The 24,704-nt window shown below is 63.7% G+C and carries 16 protein-coding genes and 3 pseudogenes; 12 read left to right on the plus strand and 7 right to left on the minus strand.

Annotation, left to right across the window (positions count from 1 at the left end; genetic code table 11):
* Positions 1 to 71: 71 nt before the first annotated feature.
* A complete protein-coding gene (locus J7E82_RS01890; protein WP_214859788.1) occupies positions 72 to 908 on the minus strand; it encodes an alpha/beta fold hydrolase in 837 nt (278 codons plus the stop codon).
* 226 nt (positions 909 to 1,134) lie between these two features.
* On the opposite strand from J7E82_RS01890, the gene J7E82_RS01895 reads away from it, so the two are divergent.
* A complete protein-coding gene (locus J7E82_RS01895; protein WP_251041322.1) occupies positions 1,135 to 1,809 on the plus strand; it encodes an HAD-IIIA family hydrolase in 675 nt (224 codons plus the stop codon).
* An 18-nt stretch (positions 1,810 to 1,827) separates the two neighbouring features.
* Here the strand turns inward: J7E82_RS01895 and J7E82_RS01900 are convergent, their stop codons facing one another.
* Positions 1,828 to 2,568, minus strand: a complete 741-nt coding sequence (locus J7E82_RS01900) for a GAF and ANTAR domain-containing protein (protein ID WP_214859789.1) — start codon at positions 2,566 to 2,568, stop codon at positions 1,828 to 1,830.
* A 70-nt stretch (positions 2,569 to 2,638) separates the two neighbouring features.
* Here J7E82_RS01900 and J7E82_RS01905 point away from each other — a divergent pair, with 70 nt between their 5' ends.
* Positions 2,639 to 3,235 carry an isochorismatase family cysteine hydrolase gene (locus tag J7E82_RS01905; RefSeq protein ID WP_308113542.1) on the plus strand — a complete coding sequence of 199 codons (597 nt, stop codon included), beginning with the start codon at positions 2,639 to 2,641 and terminating at the stop codon, positions 3,233 to 3,235.
* Positions 3,236 to 3,347: 112 nt separating this feature from the next.
* Entirely contained in the window at positions 3,348 to 5,969 is a 2,622-nt protein-coding gene (locus tag J7E82_RS01910) for a rhamnogalacturonan lyase (protein ID WP_214859790.1), read from the plus strand.
* Between the two features lie 77 nt (positions 5,970 to 6,046).
* Here J7E82_RS01910 and J7E82_RS01915 read toward each other — a convergent pair whose 3' ends face one another.
* Positions 6,047 to 6,472, minus strand: coding sequence for a MarR family winged helix-turn-helix transcriptional regulator (locus J7E82_RS01915; protein ID WP_251041323.1), 426 nt, complete (start codon positions 6,470 to 6,472; stop codon positions 6,047 to 6,049).
* Between the two features lie 159 nt (positions 6,473 to 6,631).
* Here J7E82_RS01915 and J7E82_RS01920 point away from each other — a divergent pair, with 159 nt between their 5' ends.
* On the plus strand, positions 6,632 to 7,366 hold the full coding sequence (locus J7E82_RS01920) for a FadR/GntR family transcriptional regulator (protein WP_214859791.1): 735 nt from the start codon (positions 6,632 to 6,634) through the stop codon (positions 7,364 to 7,366).
* A 3-nt stretch (positions 7,367 to 7,369) separates the two neighbouring features.
* Here the strand turns inward: J7E82_RS01920 and J7E82_RS01925 are convergent, their stop codons facing one another.
* Positions 7,370 to 9,055: an alpha-amylase family protein gene (locus tag J7E82_RS01925; protein ID WP_214859793.1), complete on the minus strand. Its 1,686-nt coding sequence runs from the start codon at positions 9,053 to 9,055 to the stop codon at positions 7,370 to 7,372.
* Complete coding sequence (locus J7E82_RS01930) at positions 9,052 to 10,098, minus strand: TIGR03885 family FMN-dependent LLM class oxidoreductase (protein WP_214859795.1); 1,047 nt, start codon at positions 10,096 to 10,098, stop codon at positions 9,052 to 9,054. The genes J7E82_RS01925 and J7E82_RS01930 overlap by 4 nt, the downstream gene beginning before the upstream one ends.
* Before the next feature lie 109 nt (positions 10,099 to 10,207).
* Between J7E82_RS01930 and J7E82_RS01935 the strand changes: the two genes are divergently transcribed.
* Positions 10,208 to 10,555: a hypothetical protein gene (locus J7E82_RS01935; RefSeq protein ID WP_214859797.1), complete on the plus strand. Its 348-nt coding sequence runs from the start codon at positions 10,208 to 10,210 to the stop codon at positions 10,553 to 10,555.
* A 145-nt stretch (positions 10,556 to 10,700) separates the two neighbouring features.
* Here J7E82_RS01935 and J7E82_RS01940 read toward each other — a convergent pair whose 3' ends face one another.
* Complete coding sequence (locus J7E82_RS01940) at positions 10,701 to 10,862, minus strand: hypothetical protein (protein ID WP_214859799.1); 162 nt, start codon at positions 10,860 to 10,862, stop codon at positions 10,701 to 10,703.
* Positions 10,863 to 11,009: 147 nt separating this feature from the next.
* A complete protein-coding gene (locus tag J7E82_RS01945; protein ID WP_214859801.1) occupies positions 11,010 to 11,207 on the minus strand; it encodes a CsbD family protein in 198 nt (65 codons plus the stop codon).
* A 530-nt stretch (positions 11,208 to 11,737) separates the two neighbouring features.
* Here J7E82_RS01945 and J7E82_RS01950 point away from each other — a divergent pair.
* The 7 genes and pseudogenes from J7E82_RS01950 (at position 11,738) to J7E82_RS01980 (ending at position 24,468) form a co-directional block, all read left to right on the plus strand.
* Positions 11,738 to 13,367: pseudogene (locus J7E82_RS01950) on the plus strand (choline dehydrogenase).
* A 9-nt stretch (positions 13,368 to 13,376) separates the two neighbouring features.
* Entirely contained in the window at positions 13,377 to 14,897 is a 1,521-nt protein-coding gene (locus J7E82_RS01955) for an aldehyde dehydrogenase family protein (RefSeq protein WP_214859809.1), read from the plus strand.
* A 151-nt stretch (positions 14,898 to 15,048) separates the two neighbouring features.
* Positions 15,049 to 16,662 carry an APC family permease gene (locus J7E82_RS01960; protein ID WP_214859811.1) on the plus strand — a complete coding sequence of 538 codons (1,614 nt, stop codon included), beginning with the start codon at positions 15,049 to 15,051 and terminating at the stop codon, positions 16,660 to 16,662.
* A 61-nt stretch (positions 16,663 to 16,723) separates the two neighbouring features.
* Positions 16,724 to 17,828, plus strand: a pseudogene (locus J7E82_RS01965) (S-(hydroxymethyl)mycothiol dehydrogenase).
* Positions 17,828 to 18,448 (plus strand): MBL fold metallo-hydrolase, encoded by a 621-nt coding sequence (locus J7E82_RS01970; protein ID WP_214859813.1) that lies wholly within the window; start codon positions 17,828 to 17,830, stop codon positions 18,446 to 18,448. The pseudogene J7E82_RS01965 and the gene J7E82_RS01970 overlap by 1 nt, the downstream one beginning before the upstream one ends.
* Before the next feature lie 109 nt (positions 18,449 to 18,557).
* Positions 18,558 to 20,875, plus strand: a pseudogene (locus J7E82_RS01975) (FdhF/YdeP family oxidoreductase).
* A 212-nt stretch (positions 20,876 to 21,087) separates the two neighbouring features.
* Positions 21,088 to 24,468 carry an alginate lyase family protein gene (locus J7E82_RS01980; RefSeq protein WP_214859821.1) on the plus strand — a complete coding sequence of 1,127 codons (3,381 nt, stop codon included), beginning with the start codon at positions 21,088 to 21,090 and terminating at the stop codon, positions 24,466 to 24,468.
* The last annotated feature ends 236 nt before the right edge of the window (positions 24,469 to 24,704 follow it).

A 24,704-nucleotide genomic window follows, 5' to 3' on the forward strand; every position in this document is an offset into this window, starting at 1 on the left:
GTGTATGCGCGGCCTCCTGCGGCTACTAGTGGGCGATGACGTCTTCCAGGTTCTTCAGTCCTTGCTGTGACTTAGTTGGCTGGTCGAACTCGCTCGGTCCATCGGGTGAGTTCGGCTGTGAGTGGTGCTGGTGCGTCGAGTTGGATGAGGTGTCCAGCGTTCTCTATGGTTGCGAGCGTCGCGTGGGGGATTGCCGCCTTGAGTCGATAGGCCCGGTCAATTGGGATCCATGTGTCATCTGCGCCCCACACGATGTGGGTCGGTTCTGTGATCGAGTTGTATGCCGGTTCGATCTCGTCGGTGAAACCCTCATCAGCTTGAGCGATCTGACGGTAGAACGCTGCCTGCCCGGCAGCATCTCCCCACGGCTCCATGAGCATGCTGAGGTCGTCATCACGGAGCCCGCGGTGACTCGCGCCGCGCACATATGCCTCGATGGCCCCGCGGTGAACAGCAGCTGGAAGCTGGGCGAACACCTCAGAGTGTTGCTTCACAAGAGTAAAGAACGGTGAGCCCCAGGGACTGAACGCTACAACATCTACGAGGCACAGCGACGCGTACCAAGCGTCATGAAGGAGTCGTGCCCGAAGCGCGACTGCGCCACCGAAGTCGTGGGCGATGATGTGGGGCCGCTCGAGGCCCCACTCAATGAGCAGGTGGGCGAATAGCTCACCCTGAACTCCGAGGTCGACGTCGTGCTCGGGGTCCTTGGATGAGGCGCCGTAGCCAGGCATGTCCCACAGGTAGACGGTGAAACGGCGTGCGAGGGTATCGGCGATCGGACGCCATAGGGCCGATGACCAGGGAGTGCCGTGCAAAAGCACCAGCGGCGGCCCATCGCCGAAGCGGTCCCACGCTACAGTGCGCCCCTGCCATTCAAAGGTTTCGGTCAATCGATGCCCAGTCACTGTCCCATGATGCCAGCCGAGTCGAACCCCTAAAACGCCCACACCCACACAAACCGTTCCCACAGTAGGCATCAATGCCGCGCGGGCACAACCACCACCCACTCGGGTTCAACAGCCAGCGCATGTTCAACAGCCAGCGCATGAATGGCCCCTTGGGATGGGCCGGCCGCCAAAGTTTTGGCTCAAGAATTGTTTAGCCGGCCACCGAAACGGGAACTTACTGTTTATGGAAATCAGGATCGCCACAAGTCTGACAAGCCTCCCCAATGGCCGGGAACCTGTGAAATCCCGCCAGCCGAGGGGCCCTCGACGACAGCGCGGCTCCGGAATGGCGGTGCTCTTCGACTGCGATGGGACGCTGATAGAGACGACAGCTTCCAGCGGGGACCCGGACGCGATCACCCCGCTTCCCGCCGCCGCTGCCGTGCTGGCAGGGCTCAGGGCGCTGGGCTACCGGACGGGTATCCTCAAAAACCAGCCGGAGATCGGTCGCGGTCTGTTGGCCTGGCACGAGGTGGAGGCGGCTAACCGGAGAATAGAGGCTCTGCTCGGCTCATTCGATGTGTGGCGAATCTGTCCCCACACTCGGGACGAAGGGTGCCCATGCCGGATCCCAAAACCCGGAATGATCCTTAGCGCCGCAGCAAAACTAGGACTTCCGCCACGGAACATCATCGTCATCGGAACAACCGGGCGGGACATGGTCGCGGCAGCTGCCGCCGGTAGCCGTGGGATCCTGATTCCCGGTGCATCCACCCTCAGGGCAGACATCGCAGTCGCAAAGGAAGTAGCCCAAGATCTGCATCAAGCCCTGGAGCTCATCGTCGGTAGCCGCGGCCAGGAGCGGTCGCCAAGGCGTGTTTCGCGGCCACGGCCAACCTCCAGGGCGGCGGGCGCTTAGCCGGCCGCTCGGAGAGTCTTATTCATTGAAGTGGCTTACCGCCGGGCCCTTGGCCAGGCCCCGGATCAGCTCCTGGGCCAGGACCCGAAGCTTGACGTTCCTGTTGCTGGACACCCGCTGCAGGATGCGGAACGCCTCTTCCTGCGAGCAGCGGTTTTGTCCCATGATGATGCCGCAGGCAAGGTCGATGTCAGTCCTGGACCTCATGGCTTCCCGCAGGTCATCGGCCAGTTGCTGCTTGCTGCCGATCCTGACTGCCAGGCGCATCGTTCTCTGGGCCTGAGCGGCGAACCGCTCCATTTGCGCCACCGTGTTCGCGTCAAATGCCTCAACAGTGGGCGCAAAAACATTCAGCGCCGCCGCAGCCCCCTCATCCAGTTCCAGGGGGACACCGAGGACGCTGAGCTGTCCCCTTTTAGCGATGGTTGTGCAGTACTCCGGCCAGCGATGGTCGCTTCGGGTGTCGCTTACCAATGTGGTGGCACGGGTGGCCATGGCATGCAGGCACGGTCCTTCACCAAACGCCTGCTGGACCTCGTCGAGGAATATAGCTTCGGGACTGCTGCCGGCGATTGTTGTGGTCCGGCGCCGACGACTCAGCGTGATGGCACAAAGTGTCTCCTCGCCTACCAGGGCGCTCGCTGCGGCCGCCGCGAGCTGGCACAGTTCTTCAAGGAAGGCATTCACGTCGTCGCTGTCGATGACCAGGTCCTGCAACTGCTCGGCGACAGAAAGCCCGAGATCATCACTTGTGTCCATATCGTCACTGTAGGCTTCTCCCGACCCTTTGCGTAAGCATGCTTGTAAATTTGTGAAGGAAGGCGAAAACGTGAGCCAACCAGTGTCCTCCCCAGCCAACGGTCGCACCTGTGCGGTCCTTGTCGTTGACTTGCAGAATGCCTATTTCGAGGCTCCGCCGCTCAAGGAACAACGCTCGGCAATCACTGCCGCCTGCAACAGGCTCACAGCCGAGGCAGCCCGCCGCGGGCACCGGATCCTGTTCATCGGCACAACGCATGAGCGCGACAAATCCACCTGGACGCTGAACATGTTGGAGGAGAACCAAGGCTTCGCCTTCCGCGGCTCCGAGCAGGCGGGCTGGCTTGAAGGGCTAGACACCTCGCGATTCCCCGAGCTGTGGAAAACCCGTGACAGTGCCTTCTTCGGGACTGACCTGTACCTCCGGCTCAAGAACTGGAACGTCGACTCACTCATCCTCGCAGGCGTGGACACCGAGAACTGCATCGCACAGACGGCGGCGGACGCCTTCGCCCACAATTTCGACGTCGTCATCGCCAGCGACGTTGTGGCGTCACCTGACCCCCAAGCCGCCGAGGCCGCCTTGGCTTGGCTGGAGAAGAGCTATCGGCAAAAAGTCCTGGACCTGGCCGACGTCGAAACCTGGCTCTCAGGCGACGAGGCGTAGGGGCAGCTGGTCCAGGCAGTTACGGACCACCCTTGACCTCCGTGCGACGGGACCGTTAGCTTAACTGCGGAAAGCGCTTTCTCCCCCACTCCCCAAACAGAAGGATTCGAGGATGAGTCCCAGTAATGAAACGATTCAGCCGCGCCGGAGCAAATCCGAGGCTGGCAACCACCACGCAAGCTCCACCAAATGGCGTACTGCGGCGACATTCGCAGCAAGTGCAGCAGTGGCGCTGGCAGGACTAACGGCGCCGACTCCCGCCTTGGCGGCAGGACCAGAGGCCAGCCCCGCCGGGCACACCGAACGGGTCCAGCTGGAACACCTGGACCGCGGGCTTGTGGCGGCAAAAGCGGCCGACGGCGTCTTCCTGAGCTGGCGGTTCCTCGGCCATGAAGCCACCGGCTCCTCTGCCACAGGCCTTACCGGTACCGATTTCGCGGTCTATCGGAACGGACAGAAGATCGCGACGGTAACGGACAGCACCAACTTCCTGGATCGGGATGGAACGCCGGACGCGAAGTACTCCGTGGCCGCCGTCGTCGAAGGTGCTGAAGTGGACCGCAGCGCCGAGGCCACAGCCTGGAACCAGAACTTTACGGAGTTGCCCCTCAAGAAGCCTGCCGACGGCGTCACTCCCACTGGCCAGTCCTACAGCTACTCTGCAAACGACATGAGCGTGGGCGACATGGACGGTGATGGCAGCTACGAATACGTGGTCAAATGGGACCCGTCCAACTCCAAGGACGTCTCCCAGGTCGGCTATACCGGCAACACCTACATCGACACCTACAAAGCCGACGGTACGCTCCTGCACCGAATCGACCTCGGCGTGAACATACGTTCCGGCGCCCACTACACCCAGTTCCTCGTCAACGACTTCGACGGCGATGGCCGCTCCGAGCTGATGTTCAAGACAGCACCCGGGACCAAAACGACGTCGTACGACCTCGCCGGAAACGTCACCGGAGAGCAGTTCATCACCCTGCAGCCCGAGGACAAGGCGGCCGGCTACAGCAACACCGACGACTACCGGAAGAGCGCCGCAGATTACTATCAGCATGTCGCGGACATGTTCCAGGGCTGGACCGATCACCCTGAGGTCAAAGCCGGCAACTGGCCAGCAACGCTTGAGGAGGCCTTCGGCATCGCGCCGAAGTACCAGTACCCGCTGTCCCGAGCGGACGCAGAGGCACTCACGGACTACTTCATGGACGTGTACGCGCCCAGTCGCAGCGCCCGGAATAACCTGCGCGCATTTGAGGGCTTCATCCTCTCCGGCCCCGAATACCTGAGCGTGTTCGACGGCGCCACGGGCAAGGAACTGCAGAGCGTGAAGTACACGCCGGACCGCCACGATGACGGCCTCATGTGGGGCGACTACGCCATGGCACGCATCGAGCCGGGCAACCGCGTGGACCGCTTCCTCTCCGGCGTCGCGTACCTCGACGGCAAGAAGCCAGCCGCCGTTTTCGCCCGCGGCTACTACACCCGGACAACCCTGGGCGCCTACACCTGGGACGGCAAGAAGCTCGGCCAGGTCTGGAACGTGGATAGCGGTTGGACGCCCATGACCAACCCCTTCAACGATTCACCGCATGGCCGGAACGGGACGGATCCGCAGTACGGCACCCTGACCACCCAGGGCTTCCACTCGCTGAGCGCCTCCGACGTCGACGGGGACGGCAAGCAGGAAATCGTCTACGGCTCGGCAACAATCGACGACGACGGCTCGCTGCTGTACAGCTCCTTCGACGCCCTGCCGGCAGGCAGTGCGGCACCGGGCGAGCAGGCACGGTTGGGCCACGGCGACGCTATGCACGTGACGGACATCGATCCGGACCGTCCCGGCAAGGAAATCTTTACGGTGCACGAAGGCGCCACGTTCGCCCCCTACGGTTACGCCATGCGCGACGCCGCCAACGGCCAGGTCCTGTTCGGCGCCTACTCCGGCCGCGACACCGGCCGCGGCATGATCGGCGACGTCGATCCAGCGGTGCGCGGCATCGAGAACTGGGCCATTGGCATGCAGTCATCCGACGGCGACAAGCTCTCTACCACCGGTCCGGGAACGAACATGAGCATCAAGTGGGCGGCTGACATGACCACCCAGATCGTGAACGGTTCCGGAAACCAGACGGTGACAATTGATGACTGGAAGCGCGGCAGGCTCCTGACGGCCGAAGGCACCCGGAGCAACAACGGCACCAAGGGCAATCCAAGCCTTGTAGCCGACATCCTGGGCGACTGGCGCGAGGAGCTCCTGGTACGCACAGCCGACAGCTCGGCGATCAGGATCTACCTCAGCACTGACATCACCCAGCACAAGCTGTACACCCTCATGCATGATGCCCAGTACCGTGCCGAGGTGGCGCGGCAGCAGACCGCCTATAACCAGCCTTCCTACACGGACTTCTACTTCGCGTCCGACATGGACTTCACCAAAGTGCCGCTGCCCGAGCTGTGGACGCCGGGGAGCGCCGCGGCACTGCAGGCGATCGTGGGCGGGTTCGTCGACTCAGGGGACCTGGCGGGACCAGTGGCGGGGCAGTTGTCCGGCATCCTGCAGCAGGCGCAGCAGGAGGCGGAGCGTGGTGAGTTGAAGAACGCGTCTGCTACCGTCCAGCGTTTCCTGGCGCTACTGGAACAGCAGAAAAAACCTGGGCAGGTGTCTGATCCTGCGCGCGCAGCCCTGACGTACCACGGGGAGCATCTGCTGGAGATGCTCGCGTCGTAGCCACCCGTCACTGACAAAAAGGATGGCGGATCCCTGGGGATCCGCCATCCTTTCGGCTTGATTCAGCTTGGCTTGGTTCAGTTGAGGTGGCTTACTGCCGAATGCGACGTCGGCCGGGTGCCGCCTAGCCTGGTAATCATGTCGATCAGGTAGGAGCGCAAGTTCACGGGATCGCCGTCGTCAACCATCAACTGCCGCTCAACTGTCCGGGCCTCCGCGAGGACCCGTCGCCCGGTCTCAGTGATGGAGACCGATACGCTACGCCCGTCCGGCCAGCCGCGCTGGCGCGTGATGTGTCCGTGCGCCTCCAGCCTTCCGAGCGTCTTGCCCATGGTCTGGGACTGGACCCGTGACAGTGCCGCAATCTGATTCTGTGGAATACTGCCGCGCGCTTCCAGGATATCCAGCGCTATGAGCCCTGCATGCGTGAGTCCCAGAACGGCGAGTCCCTCGTTCCAGGAGTGTTCAAGCATCCGAGCTGCCGTGGAAAGCAGTCGGGGCATTGGCCAATTATTTGGATCCGGCACATTTCCCATTGTAGGGACAATCTGCCGAAAGTGAGACCTCTTGTCTCGTGAGTGGCGACTTGCCGTGCAGTAAGCGCCGAACCACTAGATTTAGGAAGTAGTGGAAGCGTGTGCCCGGCACTTTTTGGAGATTTCATGTCAGATGAGACAGTCGCGGCATTGTCAGGCCGCCCCGGACTGAGCCTTGCCCAACAGCTGGTGGAGCGGCTGGTGGACGAGATCCGGTCCGGTCAGCTGATGCCGGGCATGAAGCTGCCGTCCGAGAGCGGGCTCATGGATCGTTTTGGCGTGAGCCGCACAGTGGTACGCGAAGCGATTTCGAAGCTCCAGGCCGCGGGCCTCGTGGAAAGCCACCAGGGGAAGGGCACCTTCGTGCTCATGGCGCCGTCCGAGTCCCGCCACGCAATGGACCTGTCCGCGGTCAGCACGACGGCGGATGTCCTGGAGCTGATCGGCTTCCGCCTGGGCGTGGAAGTGGAAGCAGCGGCGCTCGCGGCGGCGAATCGCACCGATATCCAGACTGACAGCCTGTTCAAGGCCGTGGCACGGATGCGCCAGGTCCCGGCCCCCACCAGCCAGAGCGTGGAAGCTGACTTCGACTTCCATCTCAAAGTAGCTCGCGCCACCGGAAACCGCTTCTATCCTGAGCTGCTGGAATCGCTCGGACCGGCGATGATCGCCTACCCCGGCCACCGCCTCCCGCAAGCCGGAACAGCGGGACAGGACACCACCATCGGGCTGGATGAGGTTATTTGCCGGGAGCATGAGGCAATCGCCCAGGCAATAGCCGAAGGCGATTCCGATTCCGCCCGCGCCGCGATGCGGCTCCACCTTGCGAACACCAGGCGCCGGATCGCTGAACGAAAGTAAGGGTTACCGCAGCCGGTTGTCTCCGGGCTGCCATACCCGGAACCACCGGTAGCCGTAGGGCTCCAGGTCCAGGCTGAAGGAGCCGTCCTCGGACAGTTCGACATTACGGTTGCCCAACAGGTCCAGGAGGACGGCGTCCTTGGGAAGCTTGGGGTGGCCGGAGTCAAGGTTGAGGCCGCCTTCCACAGTTGCCTCCTCCGGGCTGAAATTGTGTGCCAGCACCATGACCGAGTCCTGCCAGTTGCAGCTGTGCAACAGCACGGAGGTGGCCCGCTGTTTCAGCACTTCGAAGCGGCCCCAACCCAGCTCTGGGCAGGCCCGGTAACGCTGGATCAGGCGCGCCATGAAGTGCCACAGCGAGTTCGGATCACGCATGGCCTTCGCCGCGTTGACGTTGTCCGGGCCGAACTCGCCTTCCACAAGCCGGGCTATGAGCCGATCGGCCGGGGCGTCGGAGAAGCCGGCGTTCCTGCCGTCGGTCCATTGCATCGGGGTGCGGACCGCGGAACGGCCGGGCTGCTCCAGGTTCTCGCCCATGCCGATCTCCTCGCCGTAGAACAGGGTGGGAGTGCCGGGCAGGCTGAAGAGCAGCGAGTAGACCATGCGCACCCGGTCCGGGTCGCCGTCGAGCATTGAGGGCAGGCGACGGCGCAGGCCGCGGCCGTAGAGCTGCATGTCCTTGTCTGCTCCGAAGGCGGCGAACACCTCAGCGCGTTCGTCGTCGCTGAGCTTGTCCAAGGTGAGTTCGTCATGGTTGCGTACGAACATGGCCCACTGGTTATCGGTGTGGATGGGAGGACGCCCGGACAGCACCTTGGCCAGCGGCCGGGCGTCCTGCCGCGCAAGGGCCAGGTACATGGATTGCATCGCCATGAAGTCGAACATCATGGTGAGCTCGCCGCCGTCGACCCCGAAATACTTCAGCTGCTCCTTGTAGGGCAGGTTCACCTCACCGAGGAAAATGGCGCCGCCCTCACGGCGGTTGATGAAGCGACGCAGCGCGCTCAAGTACTCGTGCGGCTCTGCGTCGCCGTCGTTGGGCTGGCCCTCCGTCTCCAGGAAGAACGGGACCGCGTCCAGTCGGAAGCCGTCCAGGCCCAGCTGAAGCCAGACGCCCATGGCCTTGGCGATCTCGTCCCGGACCTTCGGATTGGCGATGTTCAGGTCAGGCTGGTGCTTCGCGAAGCGGTGCAGGTACCACTCCCCGCTGGCCTCGTCCTTGGTCCAGATGGAGTCCTGCTCACCCGGAAACACCACCTGCTTCGAGGTGTCGGGCGGAGTGTCCTTTCGCCACACGTAGTAGTCCCGGTACGGGTTGTCCAACGACTTGCGGGCCTCCTGGAACCACGGATGCTGGTCCGAGGTGTGGTTGATGACGAAGTCGGCGATCACGCGCATGCCGCGGTCCTTCACGCTGCGGATGAATTCCACCACGTCGCCCAGCGTCCCCAGTTTCGGATCCACGCCGTAGAAGTCGGTGATGTCGTAGCCGTCGTCCCGGTCCGGCGAGGGATAGAAGGGCATGAGCCAGACGCACGTCACTCCCAAGGCCGCCAGGTAATCCACCCGCTGAATCAGGCCGCCGAAGTCTCCGCAGCCATCCCCGTCATGGTCGGAGAAGGTTTCCGGGTCCAGGCAATAGACGATTGCGTTCTTCCACCAGAGGTCCGAGGTTTGCGAAATCCTCATCCGGCCGCCTTCCGGCTGGTCGGTTCCGGGCCCACGGGTTCCGGGCTGGCGAATTCCGCGGAGGCCTGCTGCCTGGAGCCTGCCTCATGCCGGACTTGCGGGAGTACGTTTTCGGCGAAGGCCTCGATGAAAGGCTGCTGATGCTGGCCCACGAAGTGCAGGTAAAGCTCGTCAAAGCCAATCCCGAGGTATTCGCCCAGCCAGTCCACGTGTTGACTGGTGCTGGCGGAGATGTTGGCCGAGCGGCGGAGCTGCTCTTCCGACACGTAGGTGCTAATGCCGTCGAAGTGCCCGGTCGACGGGAGGTCGTAGCTGACCTCGGCCGGGAATACGTTGGTCCGCCACTGCTCGTGCGCGATGCCCACGGCCTCTGCTTCAGTGCTGGCCCAAGAGAGGTGGACCTGGAGGATCGCCTTCCCGCGTCCCCCGGAACTGCGGTACGCCCCCAGGAGTTCCCGCAGGGTGTCGGGTTCCTGGTTAACCGTGATGATGCCGTCTGCCCAGGCTGCAGCGCGCCTGGCTGTTGCCACAGACAGTGCCGGGACAAGAAGCGGCGGCTTGATATCCGGGATGTCCCACAGCCTGGCCTGGTGCACGGTGACGGTCCCCGCGTGGGTGACTTCATCGCCGTCGTGCAGTTGCCGGATGATCCGCACGCACTCCTCGAGCCGCAGCTGCCGTTCCTCCTTGGCCGGCCAGCCGTCGCCGGTGATGTGCTCGTTCATGAATTCACCGCTGCCTGGGGCCATCCAGAACCTGCCCGGAAACATGCTGGCCAGGGTGGCTGACGCGTGCGCGATGACGACGGGGTGATACCGCTGGCCAGGAGCCGTAACCACTCCGAAACGCAGACTGGTGGTGGCAAGGGCCGCCCCCAGCCAGGACCAGGCGAAACCGGAATGCCCCTGCCGGGCGGACCATGGTTCGAGGTGGTCTGAGCACATCGCGGCGTCGAATCCGGCCTGCTCGGCCAATTGGACGTCCTTGAGGAGCCGTGCGGGGCCGATCTGTTCATGGGAAGCGTGAAACCCGATGGTCGCCATCGTTAAGGTCTACCGAAGACTGCTTCGGCTGTCGAGGGTTCCTCCGGCCATGCGGCCGGGCCTATCCTGAAACCGCCAGCTCCCCTGAGGATTGAATCGAGGTTGAGCCATGACGGTGAAACTCAACAAAAAAGCCTACGAGCACGCCAAGAGCCTGATCCGCGACAACAAGTTCGTCACCGACAGCCGGGATGACTGGAGCGAGCATGCGCCCTCAACGCAGGAGGAGAGCAAGTTCCTGGACAAGAATGGGCAAGCGGACTATTCCAAGTGGTACCTGGGCGTAGATGACGAACACCGCGAGGACCAAAAAGGGCACTACAAATTCCCGTACGGGGACTTCAAGAAGATCCATCGTTGCGCGGTTATCTCCGGCGAAAGCCGGGCAAGCCAGAACAATTACCAGGACATTCGGGACGCGCTCGGGGACCTGCTCAAGAGGATCGACAACAGCTGAGCAGGCTTCGCGCCCGCAAGCGCCCCGCGCCGCGTTACAGGCTCCGCGCCCCGTTGATCTGCATCGATCAGCGCGGGGCGCGAGTCTTGCCTGCCGATTCTGCGTTCCGGCAGGTTCCCTCTGAAAGTTGCCTCAGCAGCCGACGCTAAGGAACCCTCGGGCCCCTGCGCCCGAACACCCAGCCAAGGACGGCCAGGATCAGCAGGATGATCCCCACCCAGAGCAGGAAATTAAGGGCCTGGTTGAAGCCTCCGACCAAGAGCAGGAGGATCGCGATGACACCGGCGATAATCAACAATGAATTCATTTTCAGCGCATCCTTTCGGGATATACGCGAGTTTGTGTTGAATGCGGCCGATCCCGGCTTCGACCGCGGATGGCAGGCGCCGCTGTAGCGGGCTGCCTATGAGGTGGGTCAGCAATAATCCTGCTGACCCTGCCACTGCTGCCGATGTTAGTCCCGGTCTACTGCGTCCTTGACGTCCTCGGCCGCATCTTTGGCCTTGTCGCCTGACTGCTTCAGGTTCGCCTTCGCTTGTTCGGCTTCGCCTTCGGCTTCCATGCGTGGGTTATCGGTGGCCTCTCCGACTTTGTCCTTGACCTTGCCCGCGGCTTCTTCAGCAGCATGTTCCATCTTGTCGCCAAGTCCCATGGTGTTCCTCCCTGGTATTCGACAGCCCCGCGCGGGTCCCGCGTGGGGACACTTTCATGATATTCATTCGCTAGCCGGGCGTATATGGGTTGGCTAGGCGGTGCTTGCCGCAGCCGGAGGCTCGCTGGGGGTTTAGGAAGGGGAGCAGCACAAAGCCGACGACGGGTACGCACGGCAAACTGGGGGGTGTTGCCGCGCTTCGCCGCCGTCGACCTCTTTAATTTTACGTCTAGTAACCGCAAGTTGTACGGCCTGAGCCTTGTCATTTGCGCAAGCTCTACTGGAACTCCCGGCCCTTTGACCAGGCTTTAGTGACGCAAACTTCGGCGCGTAGTACTTCACCGATCTATTGACACCCTTTGTGATGCCTGTCATATTTTCCAGTACGCACTATGCGCACCTGTTGTGTAATACGCGATTCAGAAGAAAGATTCCTCGATTCACACGATGCGCCCGCGACCAGCTTCTCGATGAAGGAACGGGCCGGTGTCGACACGCCACCCGCACGACGTACAAGGAGACTTTGCAGCATGACAGAGACTAACTACGACTACGTCATCGTAGGTGGGGGAAGTGCCGGCTCCGTGCTGGCCAACCGCTTGAGCGCAGGAGGCACGCACAGCGTCCTGGTTCTGGAAGCGGGACGCAGCGACTACCCCTGGGATCTGTTCATTCAGATGCCGGATTGCCCACGCCCGCGGCAAGGTACTCGGTGGGTCAAGCTCCATCAACGGCATGATCTTCCAGCGCGGAAATCCCCTTGACTATGAGCGCTGGGGAGCCGAGAACGGCATGGAGACCTGGGACTTCGCACATTGCCTTCCCTACTTCAACCGTATGGAGAACGCCCTCGCGGCAGATCCGGACGATGAACTCCGCGGGCATGACGGTCCGCTGGTCCTGGAGCGCGGACCTGCCACCAAGCCGCTCTTCCAGGCCTTCTTCAAGGCGGCCCAGGAGGCCGGCTACCCTCTGACGGATGACGTCAACGGTTACCGCCAGGAAGGTTTCGCCGCTTTCGACCGGAACGTCCACAAAGGCCAGCGCCTCTCCGCTTCCCGGGCCCACATCCGGCCCAACGCCGGCCGACCCAACCTGACCGTCCTTACCCGAGCCCTTGTCACCAAGGTCAACTTCAAGGGCAACGTGGCCACGGGTGTCACCTACCGCCGGAACGGCAGGACCCACGTCGTCAACGCCGGCGAGGTCATCCTGTCCGGCGGTGCCATCAACACCCCCCAGCTGCTCCAACTCTCCGGCGTGGGCGAGGCCGCACACCTGAAGTCCCTCGGGATCAAACCCGTGGTCAACCTTCCCGGCGTTGGTGAAAACCTGCAGGACCACCTCGAGGTCTACATCCAGCACGCCTGTACCCAGCCAGTGTCCATGCAGCCCAACCTGGATCTGTGGCGCTACCCGCTCATTGGACTGCAGTGGATCCTTGGCCGCAAGGGCCCCGCAGCAACCAACCACTTCGAAGGCGGAGGCTTCGTCCGCTCCAATGAAGAGGTCGCCTATCCGAACCTCATGTTCCACTTCCTCCCTGTCGCCGTACGGTACGACGGCCAGAAGGCGGACGCGAAGCACGGCTACCAGGTGCACATCGGTCCCATGTATTCGGACGCCCGCGGCAGCCTTAAGATCAAGTCCACCGATCCCACGGTCTACCCGTCCATGCTGTTCAACTACCTCTCCACAGAGCAGGACCGCCGCGAATGGGTGGAGGCAATCCACGTGGCACGGGACATTCTCGGCCAGTCCGCTATGGGCCCCTTCAACGGCGGCGAACTATCGCCGGGCCGGGCAGTCCAGACCGACGCCGAAATCCTTGACTGGGTTGCCCGCGACGCCGAAACGGCCCTGCACCCTTCGTGCACCGCGAAGATGGGCCCGGAATCGGATCCGATGGCGGTCGTGAACCCGCTGGACATGAGCGTCCACGGCACTCGCGGCCTCCGCGTGGTGGACGCCTCGGCCATGCCCTACGTGACCAACGGCAACATCTATGCCCCCGTCATGATGCTCGCCGAAAAAGCGGCCGACCTCATCGCCGGAAAGACCCCGCTTGCGCCCCAGCACGCCGAGTTCTACCGCCACGGCGTCAGCCCGCTTGACGGGAACGGCAGCACTGCTCCCGAATCCGTAACGGCAAAAGGCTAGGGGCCGGAAATGACGATAGATACTGAGCTCAAGCTGGCCAGGGGCGTCTATCGCGACGGCGAGTGGTCGCCGTCGTTCGCGGACCACACCCGCACCATCAGCTGCCCGGCCGACGGAACTGAAGTAGCCGTCGTCGCTGAGGGGACTGCGGCGGACGCCGAGGCAGCGGTGGCCAGCGCCCGGCGCGCCTTCGACGACGGCGACTGGCCGCGAACCGCTGAAAAGGAGCGCGGGCAAGTCCTGCAGCGGGTGGCCGAAATCCTTGAGCGGGACAAGGCCGCCTACGCCACGGCCGAGGCGCTCGACACCGGGAAGCGCTATGTAGAGGCCGAATACGACATCGACGACGTCATCGCCTGCTTCCGGTACTACGCCGGCATTGCCGGTACCGACGCTGGAAGGGTGATCGACACCGGGAACCCGGATGCCATAAGCAGGGTGGTGCACATGCCCGTGGGCGTCTGCGGACTCATCACCCCGTGGAACTATCCCTTGCTCCAGGTGTCCTGGAAAGTGGCCCCGGCACTCCTCGCCGGAAACACTTTCGTCCTCAAACCCAGTGAGCTGACGCCCTCCACGGCCGTACTGCTCATGGACACACTAAGCGAAGCCGGTGTCCCTGCCGGCGTCGCGAACCTCGTGACGGGTACCGGCCCGGAAGTAGGTGCTGTCCTCAGCACCGATCCTCGAGTGGACCTCGTCTCGTTTACCGGCGGCCTGGCCACCGGAAAACGCATTATGGCGGCAGCGGCAGGCACAGTGAAGCGGGTCGCCCTGGAATTGGGCGGCAAGAACCCCAACATCGTCTTTGCCGACGCCGACCGGGACGCCGCCGTCGATTTCGCCCTCACCGCGATTTTCCTGCACTCCGGGCAGGTCTGCTCTGCGGGCGCACGCCTGATCGTCGAAGAATCCATCCACGACGAGTTTGTGGCCGAGGTGGCACGCCGGGCACGCGAGATCCGGCTGGGCGGGCCCTTCGATGAGCACGCCGAGACCGGTCCGCTGATTTCCTTCGCCCACCGGGACAAGGTGCACGCTTACGTCCAGGCAGGAGTGGCGGAAGGAGCGCAGCTTGTCTGCGGCGGCGTTATCCCGGATGACCCGGCGCTCGCCGGCGGCAGCTACTACCCGCCCACCATCCTGGACGGCTGTAACAGTGCGATGAGCGTGGTGCAGGAGGAATCCTTCGGTCCAGTGCTCACGGTGGAAACATTTTCCACAGAGGGCGAGGCCATCAAGCTGGCCAACGACACCGTCTACGGCCTGGCCGGCGCGGTCTGGACCAGCGATGCCTCCCGTGCGCAACGCGTGGCGCAGGCACTGCGGCACGGCACGGTCTGGATCAACGACTACCACCCCTACGTGCCGCAGGCCGAGTGGGGAGGCTTCGGACAGTCCGGCAACGGACGGGAACTGGGAGCACTCGGTCTGGCCGAGTACCGGGAAACCAAGCACATCTGGCAGAACACCCGGCCCGGTCCCGGCGGCTGGTTTGGCTCTTCAGGGCCAGGTCAGGTGCAGGGTTAGGACGAGCATTACCGGCTAGGCATCACCAAGGGGGAAACCGGTCGGGAGAACGCTTCGCAACGACGCGACGCCCAGCTCCCGACCGTGGATAACGCCGTCGCCATCTACGGCGCCGGCCTTCACCATCGTGCTATTCGACTTAGGAGCTCAGATGTTAGAACCCAAAAAGAGTGCTGACTCCAGCGGCATGGACGAGTTTGGCTACGCCCAGACTCTTGACCGCAGCATCGGCAAGTTTGCCAGCTTCGCCGCCGGCGTCAGCTACATCTCCATCCTCACCGGCGTTTTCCAGCTTTTCTACTTCGGTTTCTCCACAGCCGGTCCGGCCTACGCCTGGTCCTGGCCAATAGTTTTCGTGGGCCAGCTGATGGTGGCCCTGTGCTTCGCCGAACTGGCCGGCAGGTATCCGGTGGCAGGTTCGGTCTACAACTGGGCCAAGAGGCTCTCATCGGGAACCTGGTCCTGGCTTGCCGGCTGGCTTCTGCTCATTTCCTCCATGGTGGCTCTTGGAGCAGTGGCCCTCGCGCTGCAGATCACCCTGCCGCAAATCTGGTCGGGCTTCCAGATCATTGGTGACGGCACGGGGCAGTACGACTTCGCGATCAACGGCGTCCTGCTGGCCAGCATCATGATCGGCATCTCCACCCTGATCAATGCCTTCGGCGTGAAGCTCATGACCAGGATCAACAGCATCGGCGTGTTCGTCGAGCTGGCAGCAGCAGTTCTCATGATCCTGGCCCTGGCCTGGCACGTCGTGAGGGGGCCCGAAGTCCTCTTCGACACCACAGGTTTTGGCGAGGAACATCCCCTGGGCTTCTTCGGGGTTTTCCTTATCGCGGCTATGGCTTCCGGCTACGTGATGTACGGCTTCGACACCGCCAGCTCGCTCGGCGAGGAAACGAAAGATCCCAAGAAGACTGCTCCGAAGGCCATCCTCCGCGCCGTCACCGCGTCCTTCCTGCTGGGCGGACTCCTTCTGCTCGGCGGAATCCTGGCCGCTCCGGACCTCAGCGACCCCAAGATCGGTGCCGCCGACGGAGGCCTTCAGTACATCGTGCTCTCGGTATTGGGCGGCCCCTTCGGCAAGGCCTTCCTGGTCTGCATCGTGGTGGCCGTTGTGGTCTGCACCCTGGCCGTCCATGCCGCCGCCATCCGCATGATGTTCGCCATGGCCCGCGACAACAACCTGCCGTTCAGCCGGCAGCTCGGCAAAGTGGACCCGGTCCGGAAGACTCCGACCGTTGCGGCTATCGTCATTGGGGTCCTCGCCATCATTCCCCTGATCGTCAACATCATGCAGCCGGCGATCTTCACCATCATGTCCAGCATCAGCATTGTCCTGATCTACCTGTCCTACCTGCTGGTCACCGTGCCGCTACTGCGGAAGCGATTCCTGAAGAAGTGGCCGCTGGCCGACGACGGTACGGAACCCGGCTTCAGCCTGGGCAAGTGGGGCGTCCTGGTGAACATCCTGGCCGTGCTGTGGGGCGGAGCCATGACGGTGAACCTGATCTGGCCCCGTCCGGAGATCTACAACTCCGTACCGCCCTTTGCGTGGTACCTCCAGTGGGGCGGCGTCATTTTCGTCGGGGCAGTCATCATTGGTGGCGTGCTGCTCTACCGCCTAAAGCTCAGGCACCAGACGGGCGTCCTGGCGGAGCACGCCGCCGCGGTGGCAGCCCACCCCTCGTCCAGCGCGGAAGCCGCCCCGCAGAAACCAGCCGGGCCCCAAGAAGAAACCGTCGAGCCGCAACGAGTCAGCTAGATTGGCAGCGGGTGCCGTTGCCAACGAGTCCTTCGGGACTCTGGAAAGGAACACAGGGAATATGGTGCACAAAGTAAAGGCCGTCATCGCGCGGGAGAAGAACGCCCCGGTGGCCGTGGAGACGATCCTGGTGCCGGACCCCGGTCCGGGCGAAGCCTTGGTGGACATCCTTACTTGCGGGGTCTGCCACACAGACCTGCATTACAAGCAGGGTGGAATCACCGACGATTTCCCCATCCTGCTCGGTCATGAGGCCACGGCTGTGGTCAGCGCGGTGGGTTCCGGCGTCACCGAGGTGGCTCCCGGAGACCGGGTCATCCTGAACTGGCGGGCCGTGTGCCGGGCAGTGCCGGGCCTGCGCCAAGGGCCAGCCGCAATACTGCTTCAACACCCACAACGCCCGCCAGAAGATGACCCTGGAGGATGGCACGGAGCTCTCGCCGGCCCTGGGTATCGGAGCGTTCGCTGAGAAGACCCTGGTGGCTGCAGGGCAGTGCACCAAAGTGGACGAGGACGCCGACGCGGCCGCCGTCGGGCTTCTCGGCTGCGGTGTCATGGCCGGCATCGGTGCAGCGATCAACACCGGCGAGGTAAAGCGCGGCGAATCAGTGGCCGTGATTGGCTGCGGCGGGGTGGGCATTGCCGCGATCGCCGGCGCCAAACTCGCCGGTGCCACCACGATCATCGCAGTGGACATCGATTCCAACAAGGTCGAGATGGCCAAGTCCCTCGGCGCCACGCACGGCGTGAACTCCAGCGAAGAAGACCCGATTGATGCGATCCGGGCCCTGACGGGGGGCAACGGCGCGGACGTGGTGATCGACGCCGTCGGACGTCCCGAGACGTACAAGCAGGCCTTCTACGCCCGCGACCTCGCCGGCCGCGTGGTGCTGGTGGGCGTCCCGGCGCCGGACATGAAGCTCGAGCTGCCCCTGCTGGACGTCTTCGGCCGTGGCGGCTCCCTGAAGTCCTCCTGGTACGGGGACTGCCTGCCCTCCCGCGACTTCCCCATGCTGGTCCAGCACTACAAGCAGGGCAACCTGGACCTGGACGCCTTTGTCTCCGAACGGATCACCATCGACCAGGTGGAAGAAGCGTTCACCAGGATGCACGAGGGCAAGGTGCTGCGTTCAGTCGTCGAACTTCCTTCGGCGAGGGTACGCTGATGGGCGTCACTATCGAGAACCTGGTCACCTCGGGCACTTTCTCGCTCGACGGCGGCACCTGGGACGTGGACAACAACGTCTGGATCATAGGGAACGACGACGAATGCGTCATCATCGACTCCCCGCACGATGCGGACGCCATCATCAACCAGGTCCGCGGCCGTAAGGTCCTGGCCATCCTGCTGACCCACGCGCACAACGACCACATCGGGGCGGCCCGGGCGGTGGCGGAGGCCGTGGGCGCCCCGATCTACCTCAACCCCGAGGATCTGATGCTCTGGGAGCAGGTGTATCCCGACGCCGGTCCGCACCGCTACCTCGGCGACGGCGACGTTTTCGAGGTTGCCGGCACCGCGCTGCAGGCCCTCCACACACCAGGCCACTCACCGGGCTCCACGTGCTTCTACCTGGAAAGCGAAGGCACAGTTTTCACCGGGGACACCCTGTTCAACGGCGGTCCGGGAGCGACCGGCCGGTCTTACAGCGACTACCCCACCATCCTGGCCTCGATCCGGGAAAGGCTGCTGGTCCTTCCGGCGGAGACCGTGGTCCGCACCGGGCACGGGGAGAACACCTCTATTGCTGCCGAGCGGGAGACGCTGGCCCAGGTGAACCAGTAGAGCAGGGTTTCCCACATCAAGCAGGACCCAGTAAGGCGCGCCAGGAAAGCTGGCGCGCCTTACTGGGCGGTCAAGAAGCACGATGCTAGCCGGTAAGAAAGTTGGAACAATGAAGTTCGGCAAACAGCCCGCCCCAGTCGCGGACATCAACGAGGACGCCCTCGCCGTCGGGAAGCCCAAGACGGAAGCCGCAGGCGTCAAGGCCGTGATGGTCGCGCTGGAGCGCGCTGTGGCCCAGGCCGGTGTCACCCGCACGGCCCAGTCACTGCTGCGCCTGAACCAGCGCGGCGGCTTTGACTGTCCGGGCTGTGCCTGGCCGGAGTCGGACAAGAAGCGCAAGGCGGCCGAGTTCTGCGAAAACGGGGCGAAGGCCGTGGCCGAGGAAAACACGCTCCGCACCGTCGGGGTGGAGTTCTGGGCCCGGCATTCCATCGCGGAACTGGCGGAGAAGACGGAGTACTGGCTGGGGAACCAGGGCAGACTCAGTGAACCGGTGGTGGTCCGGGAAGGCGACACCCACTATTCGCCGATCTCCTGGGCGGATGCCTTCGAGCTCATCGGTGAACACATCCGGCCCAGCACGCCTGACCGTTGCGTGTTTTACACCTCTGGCCGGACGGCCAATGAAACCGCGTTCATGTACCAGTTGTTTGCGCGGTCCCTGGGGACGAATAACCTGCCGGACTGTTCGAACATGTGCCACGAGTCCTCCGGGTCGGCGCTGAACCCGACCATCGGGATCGGCAAGGGGACCGTGTCCCTGGAGGACATTCATGATGCGGAACTGATTTTCGTGGTGGGGCAGAACCCCGGGACGAACCATCCGCGGATGTTGTCGGCGTTGAAGGAGTGCAAGGACAAGGGCGGCAAGGTGGTGGCGGTGAATCCGCTGCCCGAGGCCGGTTTGTTCAATTTCAGGGACCCGCAGACGGTTTCAGGGGTGGTGGGCGGCGGCACGCCGCTGGCCGACGAATTCCTGCAGATCAAGGTGGGCGGGGACCTGGCGTTGTTCCAGGCCCTGGGGCACCTGCTGCTGGCCGAGGAGCAGCGCCACCCGGGCACGGTCGTTGACCGGTCCTTCATCGAGGCGCAGACGGACGGTTTCGAGGCGTACCGCCGGGCCCGTCGGGAGCTGGACTGGGCGGAAACCGTGAAGGCCACCGGCCTGTCCCGTGGGCAGATCGAGACCGTGGCGTCCATGCTGGTGGCATCCAAGGCCACGATTTTCTGTTGGGCGCTGGGGGTGACGCAGCAGCCGCATTCGGTGGACACGATCAAGGAAATGGTCAATGTCCTGCTGCTGCAGGGCAACTTCGGCAAGCCCGGGGCGGGGGCGTGCCCGGTGCGCGGGCACTCCAACGTCCAGGGCGACCGGACCATGGGCATCTGGGAGAAACCGAAGGAATGGCTGCTGCGGGCCCTGGATGCGGAGTTCGGGATCGTCTCCCCGCGCGGGCACGGCTTTGATGCGGTGGAGGCCATGGAGGCGTTCGAGCGCAACGAGGTGGACGTGTTTGTGTCCATGGGCGGGAACTTCTCGCTCGCCTGCTCCGACACCGAGGCCCTGGAGGCCGGGATGCAGCGGATCGGGCTGACCGTGCATGTGTCCACCAAGCCCAACCGCTCCCACATTTTGCACGGCCGCACCTCGCTGATCCTGCCTACCCTGGGCCGGACGGACAAGGATGACAAGCACCCGACGGGCGCGCAGTTCCTGTCCGTGGAGGACTCCATGTCCGTGGTGCACTCCACGCAGGGCCGGCTGCAGCCGGTCTCGGAGCATCTGCTGGCCGAACCGGTGATTATTGCCCGGATGGCCGACGCCGCCCTGGGCGAGGATCACCCGGTGGACTGGAAGGCCATGGCCGAGGACTACGACGTGATTCGGGACCACATCTCCCGCGTCATCCCCGGCTTCCAGGACTTCAACTCCCGCATCCGGACCAAGAACGGCTTCGTGCTGCCCAACCCGCCCCGGGACACAAGGTCCTTCAACACGGACATCGGACGCGGCCGCTTCACCGTCAGCCCGCTGGAATACCTGACCCCGCCCCAGGGGCATCTGGTGCTGCAGACCATCCGCAGCCACGACCAGTACAACACCACCTTCTACGGCGTGGATGACCGGTACCGCGGCATCTCCGACGGCCGCCGCGTGATCCTGCTCCACCCCGAAGACCTGGCCGAGCACGGCTTCAAAGACCGGGACCTCGTCGACGTGGTCAGCACGTTCCAGGGACAGGACCGGCACGCCGAAAAGTTCCGCCTGGTCGCCTACCCCACCGCGAAAGGCTGCGCCGCGGCCTACTTCCCCGAAGCCAACGCCCTGGTCCACAAGGAAAACGTCGCCGCGAATCCAACACCCCCGGCTTCAAAGCCATGTTCGTCCGCTTCATACCGCACCAAGAGACTCTCTCAGCGGATTAGTTTTCTGCATTTCTGACCCTTATTAGCCCGAGATCGACGGCGACATTCCGGCAAGTCCGCAGTGTCGCCGTCGTTCTTTAACCAAACAGGGTCAGTTTTGCTGCAACCAGACAGGGTCAGTTTTGCCGATATCAGGATATCGTTATCTCGGCATTAGGATATCGTTATCACCCGGCACAACCGGGACCATCCACATCCAAAGGAGTATGCGAATGAACCCTGTTAACCCGGATCTTGGCCGCCGGGCCCTGCTTCAGGCCGCGGGTCTTGGGACGGTGGTCGGCGTAGTTCACACAGCGCAGGCACGGGCGGCGCAGGCCACACCTTGGGCGGGAGGACCCGTCGATCACGCCTATGTCATGACGGATGCCACTATGCCTGGTCCGGCCTTCGCCCACCCCGGCATCCTCCACCGGGCCGAAGACCTTGAGCGCATGCGTCGTGCTGTTGCCGGCAAGGAGCAGCCGATCTACGACGGATACTTGGCCATGGCAGCGAATGCCCGGTCCTCGTACTCCTACAAAGTGCAAAACACAGGCCAAGTCACTTCATGGGGCCGGGGGCCGTCCAACTTCCCGGGCCAGGCAGCCGGCGATGCGGCCGCTGCTTACCAGAACGCGCTCATGTGGGCTGTTACCGGAGACAAGCGCCATGCCGACAAGTCTCGCGACATCCTCAACGCCTGGACACGAAGCCTTACCGCCATCACGGGGGCTGACGGACAGCTCGGGTCAGGCCTCCAGGGCTTCAAGTTTGCGAACGCCGCTGAGCTCCTGCGGCACAGCGGATACGACGGGTGGCCGGAGGAGGACTTCCAGGCCTGCGTGCGCTCCCTGCGCACCGTCTGGTACGAGTCCCTTTCCGGCTATGCGCTCTTCGCCAACGGAAACTGGGACGACGCCGCATTGCAAACGATCCTCGCCGTCGCCGTGTTGAGCGACGACAGGGTCATGTTCGAGAATGGCCTCCGGTGGGCAGCCTTCGGCTCCGGCAACGGCTCGGTGCTCAATCGTGTAGTCAACGATTCCGGCCAAGGCCAGGAAAGCGGGAGGGACCAGCCGCACGAGCAGCTCGGACAAGGCCTGCTCGGTTATTGTGCCCAGGTCGCGTGGAATCAGGGTGTGGACCTTTTCGCCCTGGCCGGACGGCGGATCCTTGCCGGATACGAGTACAACGCCCGCTACAACCTGGGCTATGACGATGTCCCCTTCGTCGCCGACCTTGACCGCACGGGCAAATACCTCAAGACGGCGATCTCACCGAGGGGGCGCGGCGAGTTCCGCCCGATCTACGAACTGGCCTACTCCCACTACGTCAGCCGGCTCGGACTGTCCGCACCCAACACCCAGGCCGCGGTTTTCCGTGGCGTGGACGGCTCCCGCATTATCGAAGGCTGGCATGAGGATGATCCGGGCTGGGGAACCCTCACCTACGCCCGACCGGCAGCAGGCGGCAGCACGCCGTCGTCCGTTCCCGGGGGCCCGGGCGGTCTCCGCGCTGTCGGCGCAGAAGGGCGGATCACCCTGACCTGGATCGGGGCAGTCGAACCGAGCAGCGGCGCTCCGGCGCGCAGCTATACCGTCAAGCGCTCCGAAGCAGGCGGCGACTACAGCGTGATAGCTGCCGACGTGACTGCCAATGAGTTCATTGACGTCGCAGTGCGCCCGGGCCGAACGTACTTCTACATGGTCACGGCCGTCAATGAAACAGGCATGGGCCCGGACTCTGCGGCGGTGGCCGGCATGATCGGACTGCCCACGGGCTGGGCATCTATGGACATTGGTTCCGCGTCCCCTGCAGGCAGCACGACCTTCGACGGCGAGCACTTCGTCGTCGAGGATCTGGGAAGCGACATCGCGGGCGCAGCGGACGACTTCAGGTTCACTTACACGCGCTTGAAAAGCGATGGCGTCATCACGGCCCGCATTGGCCACCCCATCAGCTCCCAATACGCCAAGATCGGCGTCATGGTCCGATCGTCCCTCGACGCCGGCTCCCCGCATGCAGCCATGCTCATCCAGGGCCTTCCCCTGCATACGTGGAGCGGCGTCTGGACCACTCGAAACACCACCGGCGCTCCCACATCGGGGACGGGCAGCACTCCCGTTCCACCCACCCAAAAGGAATGCATCACGGTCAAGGCCGGATTCCCCATCACCGAGCACGGTTCCCTTCCGGATTCCGCGACCCCGCTGCGGGCCCCTTACGTCGAGGCAGCGGGCGATGGCTACCGGCTACGCATGCCGTATTGGGTACGCCTGACCCGGAGGGGCAGCACCCTGACGGGCGCCATCTCACCCGATGGCCGGGAGTGGACGGACGTCGGCTCCACGGAAATCGATCTCGGTGGTGAAGTTTATGCCGGCCTGGCCAGTTGCTCCTGCCTTGGTGCCACCAAATCGGGCTCGACGACGGAGTCCGGTACTGCGACATTCGACAACGTCACTGTCGGCGGGTGGTCGGTAGCAAAGCCGGCGGGCACCGCTTCCGGCCTCACTGCTGCAGCCGGTGTGGGCGCCATTCAACTGGCGTGGGCCGATCCTGATCCGGCGGCCCGCTACACCGTCAAGCGCGGGCTCCAGCCCCTCGGTCCTCACCAGACGATTGCCAGCGACGTCGGTCCTGTGGGCTTTGGAGTTCGGATCCGCTACGCGGACCCCACCGGCACGCCCGGCCGCCAGTACTACTACTCAGTGGCGAAGACCAACACGGCAGGGGAAGGCCCAGCTTCGGTTGAGGTCTCGGCCGTGATGCCTGCCCAAGTGAATCCGGTTCTGCAGGGCTCCCCGGCAGCATTCGGGAACGTCGGATTGGCTTTCTCACACCGCATCCAGGCAACCCCCGACCCTGCAAGCTACTGGGTCCGGAACCTCCCGCCCGGTCTGCTTCTCGACGACCGGACCGGCGTCATCTCGGGCATCCCCAGGCAGGCGGGGGCTTTTGATGTCACGGTAGGTGCCGGGCGATCAAGCGCCGCACTGAAAATCGCCATCGGCGTCGCACCTGCCGCACCTTGGTCATACTCAGACTTCGGCGACTATGTGCTCGACGAGCGGCAACTCGGTGCGTACGGCGTTGCCGCCCTCCGTACAGCGGGCAGCGCGAGCGCTGATGGCAGTCGTCTCATCGTCCGCGGAGCAGGGTCCGGACTGGACGTGAACGGTCAGGGAATGGTTGGCCATGTCCTCTACCAGCCGGTGACCGGCGATCACACCATCATTGCGCAGATCACCAGTCGGGAGAACGCCGGGAGTGCTGCACGCGTAGGGGTAATTATGTGCAAGTCACTTTCTCCCTTCGACCTCATGGCAGCATCCGTCCTCAGCGCCTCCAGCGCGCAGTTCTCCCGGAGGCTGGCAGTCGCTGGCAGGGCAACCTCCATCGGCAGCGGCTCGGGAACCTGGGTGCGCCTGAACCGTACGGGAAGCACCTTCGCGGCTGCCGTTTCCTCCGACGGGAGTACCTGGACCACCACCGGGGAACAGGTGATTGCGGACTTCGGCGCCGCCCCTTACTACATCGGCCTGGTTGTGTACTCTGGCGATTCGTCGACTCTGACTACGGCGACCTTCGACGACGTGGCCATTAGCTAAGCCCTCCGCGCTGCAGTTCTGAAACTGTTTGATCCGAGATCGACGGCGACATTCCGGTAAGTCCGGGGTGTCGCCGCCGTTCTGTCCCCAAAGAGGGTCAAAGTTGCGCCCAGGTGCTGGGAGGGCTGCCGGGCGGTCACAATCCGATTTTGGGAAGACTCTTGAATTTTTGGGATCCCAAACTGTAATCTGACTCACATTCCTGTATGCGATAGCAGTATTTCGCATCATGGAAA

This window comes from Arthrobacter sp. ISL-30, from assembly GCF_018613855.1.
Taxonomy (GTDB): domain Bacteria; phylum Actinomycetota; class Actinomycetes; order Actinomycetales; family Micrococcaceae; genus Arthrobacter.